This is a genomic window from Pararhizobium antarcticum (genome assembly GCF_001885585.1).
Lineage (GTDB): Bacteria > Pseudomonadota > Alphaproteobacteria > Rhizobiales > Rhizobiaceae > Pararhizobium > Pararhizobium antarcticum.
This window is the reverse complement of sequence record NZ_LSRP01000099.1, coordinates 12,670-27,347: the sequence shown is the minus strand read 5'-3', so window position 1 is coordinate 27,347 and position 14,678 is coordinate 12,670. Positions and strand designations below refer to the sequence as shown.

General features: G+C 62.2%; 12 protein-coding genes. 3 read left to right on the top strand and 9 right to left on the bottom strand.

Features of this window, described 5'->3' with window-relative positions:
• Positions 1 to 23: 23 nt before the first annotated feature.
• The 9 genes from apnL to oiaX all read right to left on the bottom strand — a co-directional run bounded on the left by apnL (position 24) and on the right by oiaX (position 10,949).
• Entirely contained in the window at positions 24 to 1,967 is a 1,944-nt protein-coding gene (gene apnL / locus AX760_RS17135; RefSeq protein ID WP_071834206.1) for a D-apionate lactonase, read from the bottom strand.
• Positions 1,964 to 2,998 (bottom strand): Gfo/Idh/MocA family oxidoreductase, encoded by a 1,035-nt coding sequence (locus AX760_RS17130; protein WP_071834205.1) that lies wholly within the window; start codon positions 2,996 to 2,998, stop codon positions 1,964 to 1,966. Before AX760_RS17130 ends, apnL begins: the two co-directional genes overlap by 4 nt.
• A 5-nt stretch (positions 2,999 to 3,003) precedes the next feature.
• Entirely contained in the window at positions 3,004 to 4,068 is a 1,065-nt protein-coding gene (locus AX760_RS17125; RefSeq protein ID WP_071834204.1) for an ABC transporter permease, read from the bottom strand.
• A complete protein-coding gene (locus AX760_RS17120) occupies positions 4,068 to 5,627 on the bottom strand; it encodes a sugar ABC transporter ATP-binding protein (protein WP_071834203.1) in 1,560 nt (519 codons plus the stop codon). The genes AX760_RS17125 and AX760_RS17120 overlap by 1 nt, the downstream gene beginning before the upstream one ends.
• A gap of 1 nt (position 5,628) precedes the next feature.
• Positions 5,629 to 6,273 carry a DUF2291 family protein gene (locus AX760_RS17115; protein ID WP_071834202.1) on the bottom strand — a complete coding sequence of 215 codons (645 nt, stop codon included), beginning with the start codon at positions 6,271 to 6,273 and terminating at the stop codon, positions 5,629 to 5,631.
• A 73-nt stretch (positions 6,274 to 6,346) separates the two neighbouring features.
• A complete protein-coding gene (locus AX760_RS17110; RefSeq protein WP_071834201.1) occupies positions 6,347 to 7,288 on the bottom strand; it encodes a D-ribose ABC transporter substrate-binding protein in 942 nt (313 codons plus the stop codon).
• Between the two features lie 82 nt (positions 7,289 to 7,370).
• Positions 7,371 to 8,198 carry a phosphogluconate dehydrogenase C-terminal domain-containing protein gene (locus AX760_RS17105; RefSeq protein ID WP_071834200.1) on the bottom strand — a complete coding sequence of 276 codons (828 nt, stop codon included), beginning with the start codon at positions 8,196 to 8,198 and terminating at the stop codon, positions 7,371 to 7,373.
• Positions 8,199 to 8,332: 134 nt separating this feature from the next.
• Positions 8,333 to 9,682 (bottom strand): four-carbon acid sugar kinase family protein, encoded by a 1,350-nt coding sequence (locus AX760_RS17100; protein ID WP_071834199.1) that lies wholly within the window; start codon positions 9,680 to 9,682, stop codon positions 8,333 to 8,335.
• Between the two features lie 4 nt (positions 9,683 to 9,686).
• A complete protein-coding gene (oiaX, locus tag AX760_RS17095; RefSeq protein WP_071834198.1) occupies positions 9,687 to 10,949 on the bottom strand; it encodes a 3-oxo-isoapionate-4-phosphate decarboxylase OiaX in 1,263 nt (420 codons plus the stop codon).
• A 224-nt stretch (positions 10,950 to 11,173) separates the two neighbouring features.
• On the opposite strand from oiaX, the gene AX760_RS17090 reads away from it, so the two are divergent.
• From AX760_RS17090 to AX760_RS17080, 3 genes are all read left to right on the top strand, one after another.
• Complete coding sequence (locus AX760_RS17090; RefSeq protein WP_071834197.1) at positions 11,174 to 11,914, top strand: transcriptional regulator NanR; 741 nt, start codon at positions 11,174 to 11,176, stop codon at positions 11,912 to 11,914.
• A gap of 216 nt (positions 11,915 to 12,130) precedes the next feature.
• Positions 12,131 to 13,306, top strand: a complete 1,176-nt coding sequence (locus tag AX760_RS17085; RefSeq protein WP_071834196.1) for an alpha-hydroxy acid oxidase — start codon at positions 12,131 to 12,133, stop codon at positions 13,304 to 13,306.
• Positions 13,303 to 14,676: an FAD-binding oxidoreductase gene (locus tag AX760_RS17080; protein WP_071834195.1), complete on the top strand. Its 1,374-nt coding sequence runs from the start codon at positions 13,303 to 13,305 to the stop codon at positions 14,674 to 14,676. The genes AX760_RS17085 and AX760_RS17080 overlap by 4 nt, the downstream gene beginning before the upstream one ends.
• Positions 14,677 to 14,678: the final 2 nt, after the last annotated feature.

Below are 14,678 nucleotides of genomic sequence, written 5' to 3'. Positions count from 1 at the left end.
GCACGGACAGCGGACGCCAGCCGTCAGAAGTCAATCCGCGCAATGGCGAAGGGGCGCAACGGCAACAGTCCGCCGCCGGATGGGTTTTCCACCCCCCTTTCAGGCTGCATCGTGCTGTCGTCCAGCATCGTGAGGCTGGCTTGCGACAGTTTCCCAAGAGCCGAAAGGTCAACCGTCTGTGTCTGCGCGGTGATGTTGACCACCAGCAGCTTCGTTTTTGTCCCCTCCTCTATCAGGACGGCAAGCGCCCTCTCGGGACTGGAGGATGAACACGCCCGAAAGCCCTGCCCCGCCGCCTGCGCCAGCATTCGCACGACATGGGTGAGCGGTCGGTCACCGCCGGCCGCGACCGGCTCCCCAACACCTGAAATGAGCCCGAAACGGCCGGTCAAAGCCGACAGCGTCAGGCATTCCAATCCGGCATCGAGGACACGGATGGCGTAACCAAGGGCAAAGGCCGCTCCGAACAGGGCGTTGTGCCTAGGGTCACGATCAGCCATCGGCATCCGGTCGTCCTGCGCGTTCTCCATCGTGCGGCTGCCATAGGGGTTCTGGCGCATGGCGATGGTGGACGGGCCCAGGCGATAGGACTTTTTGCCATAGATGGCGCGGATCGACCGCGTAATGAAGGGCAAAGCCTCCAAGGTTTGCATGACACTGATGTCATCCGCGGCATGGACGATCGGATTTGTGCAATGGCTGATGAAGGCCAGATTGTCCGCCGGCACGCGCTTGCGGTTGAGTTCGGTGAAAAAAGACAGCATGCCGCCGCCCAGTCGCACCCCCGGAAACGCGCTTGCGGCGGCCGCATAAACATCCGGCAGCGCCGGGCATGGCGGCCACGCGCTTCCCGGCGGTGTCGATTGGCGATCGACGGAGGGCGACACCATGATCGCATCGGGCGCAAAACCCGCCTTTGCCATGCCGTCGGCGAGCGCCGGCAGTTCTTTGTCCAGAGGCGCCTTGCAGGCAAGAGCGACTTCCAGCACCGTCCTTCCCTTGTGGCCTGCAGCAATCGCTGCAAAATGCGTGAAGCTGGAGGGCTCATGGCCCGCTGCCGGATCAAAGTGAAAGACCAGATCCTGCACGGACGGTGCACGGCCGCTCACCATCAGCGCGAGGCTTGCCTCTGCTTCTTCCGGCGCAATGATGAGCCCGATGGCCGGCATGATGACTGCGCTTTCGCCGGGGACGATACGGATGACGCTGTCAATCATCTCCAGAGGCGCTGGCCCTGCCATGGGCACGGCGATTGTCCGGGTATCTGTCACCATTAGCGTGATGCTCTGCCGAACCGGTTCGCCGGGTTCGATCCGGTAGGGCCAGGGTAGCGCCAGCGGCCGGACATAGGTCTTGTAGGACGCATCGGACCAGTTGCGCTGGTCCTCCATCTCGAACGTGTCGCCATCCATGCGGCATTCGACCGACACGCCCGGCAAGGCCGTGTGCGTCATTGCTCGCATGTCCTTGAAGGGCTGCCAGGGCTCGATCAGGTCCGGGAGCGCCGTTTGCTCGGTCGATCCGTCGACATGCTCGACGGTAACCGGTGTACCCGCAAGTCCGACGATGGGATGCAGGATGCAGAAGCCACAGCGATTGGTCTCGAAACCGGTCTGCGTGCCGGCCTCGACCTCGAACCGCAAGGTGCCGTCCACGCCGGCCGTCAGGGTCGCGACGATCTGCAGAACTGCATCGTTCGGGCCGACACAGAGGGCGGAATAGCGGACCTTGAACCCTTCGCCGTCTTCGTGAACGGCGAGATCCGAAAGCACGGGATCATAGGTCCCCCAGTCACGATCGCGGACCAGATAGGAGATCGCCCGGACAAGCTCGACGCCGTCGTAGCGGATGTTGCGCAGATTGCCGCCGGCAAGCTCGACCGAAAGCCTGCCGGCTTTCAGCAGTCGCGGCGAAGGTTCGACCCTTGTCGTGCCGTATAGCCGGAATGCCAGTGCCGCATCGCTCATGCCAGAAGCGCCCCGATCTTGACGGTCTCGAGCGAGGCCGCACTCTGATAGGATGCCTCGACCAAAGCGAAGGTCTTCAGATTGTCGGCGCCGGCGGTGGCGGTTTGCGCGCCCGCCTTCAGGCAATCGGCCCAATGCTGCTGGATCGCATAGACGCTTTCCTGGATATTGTGCCAGGGGCGGGACGCCCAGGGCAGAAGCGTCGGTGCGACAGCGGTGTTGACCGTGCCTCCGGCATTGGTGACCTGCAGTTCATAGCCCTGCGACAGCCGCAGCGAGCCCTCCGTCCCATCGATTTCGATCAACGTCTCGGGGAACGGCTCCACCGATTGTTTCGTCGCATAGCTGACATCGACGATCGACGTTGCACCGTTTTCGTGATCGAGCAGGATGGTGGCGACGTCCTCGCCATTGATCCTGGGATTGACGCGTTTCGTCCGTGCCGAAAGGCTGGACACATCGCTCAGCAGAAAGCGGGCAATGTCGAGCGTGTGGATGCCGAGATCCTCGATGATGAAACGTTTGCCCTCTGCAAGATAGGGCTGGCCGGAAAACACATCGTAACCGGAGCGGAAGGAGAATCGTCCCCAGAAGGGCGTCCCGATCGCGCCGCTGTCGAGCACCCTGCGGACGGCCTGGATGGGCGTTTGCCAGCGAAAATTCTCGTGGATCATCAAGGGAATTCCAGCGGCATCGCAGGCTGTGACCATCGCCCTGGCATCGTCCAGCGTCGGTGCAAACGGCTTCTGGCAAATGGCCGGAACCTTGTGGGCGGCCGCCATTTCGACCAGCGCGCGGTGGCTGTTGACGGTTGTTGCGATATCGACGAAATCAAAGCCGCCATCGGCAAACATAAGGCCCGCATCGGTGTAACGGCGGCCGATGCCGAACTGATCGCCGACGAGCTTCAGCCGCTCCGGATCGCGGTCGCAGATGGCGACGATACCGGCGCCCTGCACATCGTTCCAGCCGTGCATCTGGTTGACCGCGAAGAAGCCGCAGCCGATCAGGGCGCCTCTTAGATCCGGCATTTCGATCAGCCCTTCTTCGCCAGTTGCATCAATGTCACCTGTTGTTGCAGGCGTCGCTGCGCCTGGTCTACCACCACCGCGACGATGATGACGATGCCTTTGATGACCATCTGCCAGAAGGACGACACGCCCATCATGACCAGACCGTCGGAGAGGATGCCGATGACGAAGGCGCCGATGATGGTGCCGCCGATCGTGCCGCGGCCGCCGGACATCGAGGTGCCGCCAAGAACCGCTGCGGCGATCGCATTGAGTTCGAAGGAATTGCCGGTTGCCGGATGCGACGCCATCAGTTCCGACGAGATGATGATGCCGACGATGGCGGCGCAGAAGCCCGAGAACATGTAGACGAACATCTTGACGCGATCGACGCGGATGCCGGACATGCGCGCGGCCCGCTCATTGCCGCCGACGGCAAAAATCTGGCGGCCGATCGGCACATATTTGGCGACATAGGCAGCAGCCAACGCCACGACGATCAGGATCCAGATCGACACCGGCAGGCCGATGATACGGCCGGAACCGAGGAAGCCGAAACCGGTTGTGGCAAGCTCTTCCTTGCCCACGAGATTGGGAAAGGTCTGGCCGTCGGACGAGAGCAACGCGAAACCACGGGCGACATAGAGCGTGCCCAGCGTGGCGATGAAAGGAGCGACGTTGAGCTTGGTGATCAGGAGACCGTTGACGGCACCAATGACGACGCCGACGAACAGTGTGATCAGGCAGACCTCGACGACGTTGAAATACATCGTATAGCCGAACTGCAGGTCGATGCCGTTGAGGATCAGGCCACCGGCGACCATGCCGCAGAGACCGACGATCGAGCCGACAGACAGATCGATGCCGCCGGTGATGATGACGAAGGTCATGCCCATGGCGAGGAAGGCGTTGAGCGCCACATGCTTGGACATCAGGATGATGTTGGCGGTCGACAGGAAATTCGGCGCGAAGATCGAGAAGAAAACGATGACGGCAAACAAAGCGATGAAGGTTCTGGCCTTCATCAGCGTCAAGAGGATCGAGCCGCTGTCGGTCGCGGGGGCTTTTTCGGTCGCGGTTGCGGTGGTCATCACGCAGTTTCCCTTATGGATTTCTGTTCGGCCGACTTGTGTCCCTCGGACGCGGCCTTGACGATCAGTTCTTCCGTCGCGTCCGCGCGGTCGAGGATGGTCGTGATCCTGCCATTGCTCATGACGGCGATCCGGTCGGAGAGCGCCATGACCTCTTCGAGATCGGAGGTCGAAAACAGGATGGCGAGGCCCTCGCCCGCGAGCCTCCGCATCGTGCGGAACACGTCGGCCTTGGCACCGACGTCGATGCCGCGGCTCGGCTCGTCCATCAGGAGCACCTTGGGATTGGTCATCAGCGCCTTGCCGATAACGACCTTCTGCTGGTTACCGCCAGACATGGAGGTGACCTCGAAATCCGGGTTCGGTGCCTTGATCGACAGGTTGCTGATCGCGTCCTTGACGGCGGACCGCTCGCGCGCTCCGGCAATGTGGAAGCCGAATTTCACGAATTTTTCCAGGCTCGCCAGCGTCAGGTTCGAGGCGATCGACAAGACCTGCACTAGGCCTTCACGCTGCCGGTCCTCCGGGATCAGCGCCAGTCCCTTGCGGATGCGGGTGGACGTATCCCTGGCGACGATTTCCTCGCCGGCAATGAAGATCCGGCCTGTCGAATGGGCGTGCTGGCCGATGATACATTCGAAGAATTCGCTGCGCCCGGCGCCCATCAGGCCGTAAATGCCCAGCACCTCGCCAGCCTTGACCGAGATCGACAGATGATCGACGGCAAGCCCGCCGGTTCGACGCGGCAGGCAGATGTCTTCGGCCCGGAAGGCTTCGGCACCCAGTTTGTGATCAACGGACTTGGCGAAATCCTTCGCATCCGAGCCGATCATCGAGCGGACGATCCATTTCGTGTCGATGTCATTCACCAGCGCCTGCCCGGTGATCTGGCCATCGCGCAGCACGGTGATGTAGTCGCCGATCCGCATCAGCTCTTCGAGCCGGTGCGAGATGTAGACGATGGCCACCCCTTGCGCCTTCAACTCGTTGATGACCTTGAACAGGATATCGACTTCGGCGGCGGAAAGCGCCGAGGTCGGCTCGTCGAGAATGAGAATGCGGGTGTCGAGCGAGATCGCCTTGGCGATTTCGACCAGTTGCTGCTGGCCGATCGGCAAATCCTCGACCATGGTCTCGGCGCTGATGCCGGCATCGAGCTTGTCGAGAAAGACATTGGCCTTCTGCACCTGCGCCTTGTGGTCGATGCCGCGCAGGCCGCGGGTGATCTCGCGGGTCGAGAAAATGTTTTCGGCGACGGACAGATTGCCGAACAGGTTGAGTTCCTGGAAGACCATGCCGATGCCGTGTTTCTGCGCGTCGGCCGGTGAATTGAACTCGACCTCCTTGCCTTCAAGCAGGATGCGTCCGAGCGAAGGTTTTTCGACGCCGGCGATCATGCGCATCAGCGTCGACTTTCCGGCACCGTTTTCACCCACGAGAACGTTGACCGCGCCGCGCTTCAGCTCGAGGCTGGCATGTTTGACGGCAACGATGCCGGAATAGACCTTGGTGACGTCGTCAAGTTTCAGGATCGTGTCATGGGTGTCGATCAGTGCCATCTCAGCCGCCAATCGTGATGGTGGCGGGCGTGAACAAAGCCGGCTGGCCGGCCGATGGCAGCGGATAGGCGCCCGTCGCTTCGATCGCCTTTCCTTCCATGCCCTCGCGCGGCAGCTTGTCCAGCGTCAGGCCGATCACATGGGTATTGAAGGCCTTGCCGAATTCGGCCCACTGGATCTGGTTCTTGAACTCGTTGAAATTGACGAAATCGAGGCTGTCGCGCAGCGCCGTGCCCTTGATGACCGGGCCGATCTGGATGCGGACATCGCCCTTGCCGTCGCCATCGACATCGGTTTCGAGATAGGCGGCACGCGACTTTGTCTCGGCTTTGATGATCGTGCCGGACACTTTTGCAACGAAGGTCCAGGGGGCGCTGCCCTCTTTTTCCTTGTGCCCGTATTTCGCAGCCGCTGCGTCCAAGTCGGATTTCGCGAGGCTGGAAACCTCCTGGAAGGTCCCTGCCCGTTTGTCGAGAAATGGAATGACCTTTTCATCCCAAAGGCCGGCCACCTGGCGCGCCGGATTGAAGCCGCCGCTTGCTTCCTCCGCAGCCTCCTCGGCCGTCGGTGTCTTGACGATCTTGCAGCCCGGCAAGGCCAGCGCGATTGCGAGCGTGAAAAGGGCTGCGGCCCGGAACGTCGACATGAAATTCAACTCCGTCACATGGAAATAGACGCAGGGCGGAGACGATCCGCCCTGCGTGCATCCTTTGGGAGGATCAGTTGGTGAGCGCGAAGGTCTCGAGCTTGGCGGCATTCTCGCCGTTGATCAGCACGCAATCCATCAGCTGCTTTTCTTCGGCCGGACCCTTGCCCGTCTTGATGTAGACATCGGCCTGCTCGACAGCCATCTGGGCCTGCGCATAGGCCGGCTGCAGAACGGTTGCCTTGATGCCACCCGAGGTGATCGAGTCGCGCACGTCATTGGAGCCGTCGAAACCGACGACGATCACGTCCTTGCGACCCGCGGCCTGAAGCGCTGCAATCGCGCCCATGGCCATCGTGTCGTTGCCGGAAATGACGCCCTTGATGTCAGGGTTTGCCTGGAGGATGGTTTCCATCTTGGAATAGCCTTCCGTCTGACTCCAGTTGGCCGACTGCTGGGCAACCATCTTCATCTCGGGATATTCGTCGATGATGTCGTGATAGCCCTTGGAGCGGATGCCGGCATTGAGGTCGGCTTCGCGGCCGAGAAGCTCGACATAGCTGCCGGCCTCGCCCATCAGCTTGACGAACTCTTCGGCACCGAGCTGGGCGCCCTGGTAGTTGTTGGAAACGATCTGCGAGACAGCAACGCCGGTTGCGTTGATTTCGCGGTCGATCAGGAAGGACGGAACGCCCGCATCCTTGGCCTTCTGGACGGCGGCGATCGAGGCTTCGGAGCCGGCATTGTCGAGGATTATGGCTTTTGCGCCGCGGCCGATGGCGGTGTCGATCAACTGGCTCTGCTTGTTGGCATCGTCATCATGGACGAGAACGAGGGTTTCGTAACCCAGTTCCTTGGCCTTGGCTTCCGCGCCGACCGCTTCCGCCTTGAAGAAGGGGTTGTCATGGCTTGGCGTAATGATGGCGATGAGGTCGGCTGCGAATGCCGGCATGGCAACGCTCATCGACAGGGCGCCGGCAAAGGCGGCAAGGGTCAGTCTGCGTGTCAGTTTCATGGTATTCCTCCCAGGTGCGTTAAAGGTGACGGCTCCGTTCCCTGCGGAGTCGCGATGTCATCGGGCGCTTGCCCTCTGTCGATCAGGTGATGCGCCGGATGCTTTCGGCGATCTCCTCGGGTTCGAAGACTTTCTTCCAGTCGTCCTTCATCAGGACGGGGATGCCGAATTCGATGGCCTTGTTGCAGGCATCGGAAAAGACGCCGGGCGTCTCCTCAAAGATCACCGCGCCCAGCACATTCATGTGGCCAAGCAGGAAGTCGCGCGCGGCCTCTTTCGGCACGCCGCGAGCGACGCATTCGTCCATCGCCTGGCGCATGACCATCAACAGCGAGGCGCAGACGGTTTCCGACAGTCCCGGCTCGAGCAGCGCGATCTGTTCGACGGTGACACGGTGCGAGCGCATCACGGGTGCCCAGATGACCTTGGCCACTTCTTCGCCGAGCGCGAAATGCTCTTCCGGACCCTGCATCAGGGCGGAGACAATGTGCTGCTTGGCGGCAACGCCACCGAAGAAGTCGCGCTTGGCGGCCGGATCGGTCTCGTCGTTGAAGATCGGCGGATGGCAGGGATGGGTGACGAAATAGGTCAGGTCATCACGCTTCGGCAGATGGCCTGCGGCAGGCGCTGCCGCATCGAGAACGATCACGATGGTGCCGGCTGCAAGCTTGTCAACAATGCCGGCTGCAACCTTGCCGATGGCCGTGTCAGGAACAGCCAGCACGACGACGTCAGCACCCGAAAGCGCGCTGTCTGCATCCACGCAGGACAGACCGAGATCGTCCTTGAGGCGCGCCTTGCCGGCATCGCTGAGCTCGACATGGCGCACGTCGAAGCGCGAGCCCTTGAGGTTCTTGGCGAGCCTGTAGCCCATTTTTCCGCCGGCGCCGAACAGTGCGATCGAAGTCATGTTTCCTCACCCGATGTCTCTTTTACAAAGAACTACAGGCAACTGGTATGATGAGTCAATCAGTATGTCACGATCCCCGATTATTTTTCGGCAGGCACGTCATTGGAGCCAAAAACATGCCGCCATCTCAAACGTCAATCGCGCGATCCAGCCCGAATCTGGGCGAAATAGCTGTCCGATCCCACCTGCCCGCCCTTGAGCGCGATCTGCAGGCCGTTGGTCCCGGCATGGTTTCCGTGCGCGGTGCAGAGCGGCGAGCCTGGCGTCTGCGGCAGCGGTAGAAGCGTGGTCAGCGCCTCGACATGCAATTCCTTCAGGGCGTGGCTCGACGTGTCTCCGCCGGAAATCACGGCGCGCCCGAGATTTTCGGTCTCCACGAGGCGACGCAGGATTTCGCCGAGCATGCGGCCGAGCCGGTGACGGCTTCCGGCCACACGATCGATCTCGCCGCCCTTGTCAGCGGAAGGACCGAGCGCCGTGTGCAGGATGACGCTGCGCCCGGCCTTCAGGCTGGCCAACCCGGCCGCCACAGCGGTCTCCAGCGCCTGGTTTCCGCCCTCGCCGAGCAGCACGACCGGGTCGAGCCCGATGCCGTCGAAACCATCGGTCACGGCCGTGCGGATCTGCCGTTCGGTGGTCGGTGAAACGCTGCCGGAGACGACCGCAAGGCGATCGACCTTTCCCGGCAGGGGGAAAGCGGCATCGGCATCGGTCAGCCGTTCATCGCGCCAGGTCGGCAACAGAGCATATTCGACGCCGGAGGAGCCGGCGACGAACCAGCCGCCCGGTTGACGCGTGCGCCAGAGCTGCCGCCCGGCCTGGCGTTGCGATTGCGGCCCGTCGACGTCAAACAGCACCATGCCGTCATGATCGCGGCACAAGGCGTCGACGCGATCGTCGGCATCCGCAGCAGCCAGCAGTGCGAGATCGGCAAGTCGTATCGTCAGAGCGGTCTGTTTTTCCATGTGCAGACGCAGATCCGCCTCCGCCATCGGTGTGACGGGATGACGGCTCATGACCGGATGTCGGTCAATACGGTAGACTTCACCCTGATAGGCGGCGAAGAGATGGCCAAAGGCGGTGTAGCGTTTCAATTGAGGTGCGCCCACCAGAAGCGGAACCAGCGCCTGCGCAAAGACTGTCCTGCCGATTTCGATGGCCGTGCCGATGTTGCCGACCGCCGGGCTGGAATCGAAGGTCGAGCAGACCTTGTAGTGGCAGATGTCGGCATTCAGCGATTTCAGCCATTCAAAGGCCGGTGTCAGATGTTGCCGCATCCAGGCCGGTGTTTCGCTGCGGCTGGTGCCGGCAAGGCCAATGGCGCGGCAATGGCTGAAACGCTCGAGCAATGCCGCATCCGGCCGCTCCATGAACAGTACGGTTGGCACGCCGTTGGAGGCGAGTGCCTCCATCACATCGGTCGATCCGGTCAGATCGTCGCCATAGTAGCTGAGAAGCGGTCGGGTGGTCCTGGATGTCGTCATTGCTTTACTCGCCCTTGCCGCTGCCGAATTTTTCAAGCGATGCCGCCAGTTCCGGATGGTCCTTCGCATAGATATCGAGCGGGATGTCGGCGACTGCCGCCTCCCAGGCTTGTGTTACGGCGCGCACGCCGGCTGCCGGGCCGCCCGGATGGCTGACGATGCCGCCGCCGCAGAGATAGAGAAGATCGGTGGTGCGGCCGGTGCGGCGATAGGTTTCCGGCGCCTGGCCGCCCCATTGGCCGGAGCCAGCAACCGGAAGGGCACAATCGGAGGGATCAAACAGCGGTGTCGTTACGGCGTCGAAGGATTCAACGAAGCTCTCATCCGGTTCCCAGTATTTGACGCCGATGCCATTGATCTGGAACTGGTCAACGCCGAGAAGCCGCCAGAACTGCTGCCAGACCTTGAAATCGAAGCCGATGCCGGGATGGCGGGTCAGCACATCCCAGCCATTGCGATGGGCATGCAGAACGAGGCCTGAGCGCTTGCGCAGGAAGGCCATGGCGCCCATACCGATCGAATTGATGTTGATCACGGCGCAATTGCCGCCGGCCTGCAGAACCAAGTCGTGATTGCGCATCATCTCGTCCGGATCGATCGCCGAGATACCAAAGGCATACATCACCTTCTTGCCGGTCTTCTGCTCGTGATCGAGGAGGCGCGGCATGATCGCCGCGATGCGCTCTTTGAGCGGCGAATAGGCCGGGCTCATCAGCTTCTCGTCATCCTTGATGAAATCGACGCCGGAGCCGATCAGCTCACCGACGAGCTCAGCCGTCTCGTCCGGGCGAAGTCCCAGCGCCGGCTTGACGATGGTGCCGATCATCGGTCGCCCGACAACGCCGGTCAGCCGCCGACTGCCGGCCATGCCGAATTGCGGACCGGGATAAACGCCCTTGAACGCCTGCGGCAGCTTCATGTCGACGACGCGGATGCCGCTCATGCCGCGGATCGAAAAGACACCGCCAACCGCGATCGTCATCAGCGCCGACAGGTCCGTACCGACAGCGTCGAGCGGAAAGGCGATGTCGACATCTGCGCGCTTGATCTGACCATCCCCTGCCCGCAGTTCCGGCCACGAAGGATGCGCGGCATCCGAAAGCGGCCGGATGGCGATGACCCGGGCGGCGACCCGGGCTTTCAGTTCCTCGGTTTCGCCGGGCACCGCGACGAAGGTGCCGGTTGACTGGTCGCTGGCGATCTTGGCGGCCATGGCTTCGATACTGCCAGCGGTTTCGATGCGGTAGGTGATGGTAATCGTCGTCATGAAGGCCAGTCCCGGTTTTCGCAAAAATCAGATTACGGTGGTGGAAAGGATCGGGCAACTGGTATAATGAGTATAGCAATTCATGCAACAGGAACCTTGCCTGTGCCGAGATGAATGTGGACGGCGTGATGAGGGGGCGTTTCCCGGCTTTCGCTTTGCGCAAGCAACAGTGCATAATCCGGTGGACAGCGTGTCCGGCAACGAAAAGACATCGACGGGAAGATATGGGCCAGCAAACAGAGCAGATCGTTCGCCGCAAACTGTCCGACGAGGTGTTTTCGCGTTTGCGCGGCATGATCACCGCGGGAGAACTGGAGCCGGGCGACGAAATGCCGTCGGAGCGCGAGTTGATGGAACGCTTCGGCGTCGGCCGTCCGGCAATCCGCGAGGCCATGCAGTCGCTTGCCAATATGGGACTGGTGGTCATATCCCATGGCGAGCGCGCCAAGGTGCTGGAACTGACGGCGCAATCGATCTTCCGGCAGGTGGACATGACGGCAAAGATGATGCTGTCGAAATCGTCGGATTCCCTCGAACATCTGAAAAGCGCCCGTATTTTCTTCGAGCGCGGCATGGCGCGGGAGGCCGCTGGAAAGGCGAGCAAGCTGGATATTGCAGACCTGCAGGCAATTCTCGAGCGCCAGAGGACTTCTCTCGGGCAGGCGGAAGCCTTTATTTCCGCCGACATGGAGTTTCACACCCGCATCGCCGCAATTTCCGGCAATCCGATCTTCATTGCCATCAGCGAGGCGATGCTGGCCTGGCTGAAGGAGTATCACACGGAGATGCTGATCTGGACCGGCAAGGAAAAGCTGACGCTGGCCGAACACGCAGAAATCATCACCTGTCTTGAAAGCAACGACCCGGATGCGGCCGAACAGGCGGTGCTGCGGCATCTGGAACGCTCGCGGGCGCTCTACGCCAGCAAGAATGCGCGTAGCGACATGGCCCATCTGACGGATTAGCGAGGTCAATGCACGTTTCACTCGTTTTCGATTGTCCGCTGGCACACGCTGTATGCGAACAGATGGCCGGCACCATGGGTCCCGCGGAAACCGCCCAGGGAATTTCAGAAATGGTCTCTGCGGCTCACTGGGGAATGGCTTGTTTGCCACGGGCTGGAACGATGCCAAATCGTGATAGGAAACGGCACTGCGCCAACGGGAAGCGAGCCTGACACCATGAAAAACCTCAACCGCCGCTTTCCCTGCATCCCCGATATGGAAGCAGCTGCAGCGCGGCGCATGCCGGGTTTCGTGCATGATTATCTGATCGGCGGCCTCGGACGCGAAAGCAGCGTGCGGCGCAACGCGGCAAGCCTCGACACGGTCGAACTGATGCCACGCTACCTTTCGGAGGCGGCCACGCCGGACATGGGCATCACTGTGCTTGGAAAGCGTTTCGATGCGCCGTTCGGCGTTGCCCCGCTCGGTCTTGCCGGCCTGCTCTGGCCGGGCTGCGAGCTGCCTTTGGCGCAGGCGGCGATGGCGCACAACATTCCGCATGTGCTCTCCACCTTTGCAAATCGTTCGATGGAAACGATCGGTCCGGTTGTCGACGACAATGGCTGGTTCCAGTTCTACCCGCCGAACGATCCGGCAATGGAAGCCGACATGCTCGAACGCGCCCTTCGCGCCGGTTACCGGACCCTGGTGCTGACCGTCGACATCCCAGCCCCCACCCGCCGCGAGCGCGATATCCGCAACGGCATGTCCGTGCCACCGATTCTCGATGCGCGCACCTTGTTCCAGATCGCCACGCACCCAGCCTGGGCGCGCCACGTGTTGCGGCATGGCATTCCCGATTTCGAGAACCTCTCGCCCTATTTTCCGAAGGGCGTTTCCCTGCAGCAATCCGCTGCGTTCGTCGGCCGCGTCATGACCGGCCATCTCGGGGCAGAGCGGGTCCGCCGAATCCGCGATGCGTGGAGCGGAAACATGTTGATCAAGGGCGTACTCGATGTCACGGAGGCGCAGGCCTATCTGGCACTTGGCGCCGACGGCCTGATCGTCTCCAATCATGGCGGCCGCCAGCTTGATGCCGCACCGACCGCCGTTTCCGTGCTGCCCGGGATGCGCCGTGCGCTCGGGCCGGATGTGCCAATCCTTGCCGACGGCGGCATCCGCTCCGGCCTCGATATCGCTCGCATGCTGGCACTCGGTGCCGATGCCGTGCTTCTCGGCCGACCCTTCATTTACGCCAGTGCCGCGATCGGCGCGCGGGGTGGTGACCACCTGATCGGCATTCTCAAGGCCGAACTGTCCGGCGCCATGGCGCAGCTCGGTTGCCGCACGATTGCCGACCTGCCATCCTTCCTCCACAAACCCGGCCGAACCGGAGATTCAATCAAGCCATGAGCGTGATCACCGACCTTATCGAGGCGCTGGGTGCGGATGCGGTCCTGACGGGGGCTGCGATCGGCGAGCGCTATCGCAGCGACGCCAGCACCACGGGCCGCACCTTGCCGCTGGCCGTCTTGCGTCCCGCAAGCACGCAACAGGTGTCGCTCGCGCTACAGATCTGCGACCGTTACCGCCAGCCCGTCGTTCCCCAGGGTGGCCGCACCGGGCTTGCCGGCGGCGCCAATGCTGATGACGGCGCGATCGCGCTGTCGCTCGAGCGCCTCACCGGCATCGAGGAGATCGACGTCGCGGCAGGCACCATGACGGTCCTGGCCGGCACGCCGCTGGAAGTCGCCCAGCGCGCTGCGGAAGAGATGGGCCTGTTGTTGCCGATCGATCTGGGGGCGCGCGGCTCCTGCCAGATCGGCGGCAATCTTTCCACCAATGCCGGCGGCATCCGCGTCATCCGCCACGGAATGACCCGCGATAATGTGCTCGGGCTCGAAGCGGTTCTCGCTGACGGCACTGTTCTGTCGTCTCTCAACAAGATGATGAAGAACAATACCGGCTACGATCTGCGCCAATTGTTCATCGGCGCGGAAGGCACGCTCGGCATCATCACCCGCGCGGTCCTGCGCCTTCGTCCCCTGCCCGCTGCCCGGCTGACCGCGCTCTGTGCGGTCGAAACCTATGGCGCCGTCGTCGCCCTCCTGAAATCGGCGCAACGCGATCTCCCGGGCCTGTCGGCGTTCGAGGCCATGTGGGACAGCTATTTCCGCTTCAACACCGAGGCGCTGGCGCTCTCGCTTTTCGAAAACCCGCCACCCTTTGCGGTGATCATCGAGGTCGATTCTTCGGGGAGCGGCGAGGACAGGGAACGTTTCGAGACATTCCTCGGCACGGCGCTAGAGGATGGCACGATCCAGGATGCGCTGGTCGCCCAGTCGGAAAAGGAAGCCCGGATTTTCTGGTCAGTGCGCGAAGGCCATGCCATGGATCAGCGCCTGCCGGGCCTTGTCAATCTCGACATCAGCCTGCCGATCGGCCAGCTCGGCGATTTCGCCGACGACTGCTCGGCGGCGCTTCTCCAGCACTTCCCCAACGCCCATGTCTCGTTTTTCGGCCATGTCGGCGACAGCAACCTGCATGTGGCCGTCTGGAAGGACGGGATAGACGCGCACGACCTGCACGCGATCGACACGATTGCCTATGGTCTGGTGCGGCAGTTCAAGGGTTCGATCTCGGCCGAGCACGGCATCGGCACGCTGAAACGCGATTTCCTAGACCACTCCCGCAGCGAAGCCGAAATCGCGGTCATGCGGCGGATCAAGCAGGCGCTTGATCCCAACGGCATTCTCAATCCGGGCAAGGTTCTGCCGGCTTGAAC

Excerpts from the sequence above, each read along its gene's own strand:
- apnL (WP_071834206.1), bottom strand. The coding sequence starts at position 1,967 with ATGAGCGATGCGGCACTGGCATTCCGGCTATACGGCACGACAAGGGTC.
- AX760_RS17130 (WP_071834205.1), bottom strand. The coding sequence starts at position 2,998 with ATGCCGGATCTAAGAGGCGCCCTGATCGGCTGCGGCTTCTTCGCGGTC.
- AX760_RS17125 (WP_071834204.1), bottom strand. The coding sequence starts at position 4,068 with ATGACCACCGCAACCGCGACCGAAAAAGCCCCCGCGACCGACAGCGGC.
- AX760_RS17120 (WP_071834203.1), bottom strand. The coding sequence starts at position 5,627 with ATGGCACTGATCGACACCCATGACACGATCCTGAAACTTGACGACGTC.
- AX760_RS17115 (WP_071834202.1), bottom strand. The coding sequence starts at position 6,273 with ATGTCGACGTTCCGGGCCGCAGCCCTTTTCACGCTCGCAATCGCGCTG.
- AX760_RS17110 (WP_071834201.1), bottom strand. The coding sequence starts at position 7,288 with ATGAAACTGACACGCAGACTGACCCTTGCCGCCTTTGCCGGCGCCCTG.
- AX760_RS17105 (WP_071834200.1), bottom strand. The coding sequence starts at position 8,198 with ATGACTTCGATCGCACTGTTCGGCGCCGGCGGAAAAATGGGCTACAGG.
- AX760_RS17100 (WP_071834199.1), bottom strand. The coding sequence starts at position 9,682 with ATGACGACATCCAGGACCACCCGACCGCTTCTCAGCTACTATGGCGAC.
- oiaX (WP_071834198.1), bottom strand. The coding sequence starts at position 10,949 with ATGACGACGATTACCATCACCTACCGCATCGAAACCGCTGGCAGTATC.
- AX760_RS17090 (WP_071834197.1), top strand. The coding sequence starts at position 11,174 with ATGGGCCAGCAAACAGAGCAGATCGTTCGCCGCAAACTGTCCGACGAG.
- AX760_RS17085 (WP_071834196.1), top strand. The coding sequence starts at position 12,131 with ATGAAAAACCTCAACCGCCGCTTTCCCTGCATCCCCGATATGGAAGCA.
- AX760_RS17080 (WP_071834195.1), top strand. The coding sequence starts at position 13,303 with ATGAGCGTGATCACCGACCTTATCGAGGCGCTGGGTGCGGATGCGGTC.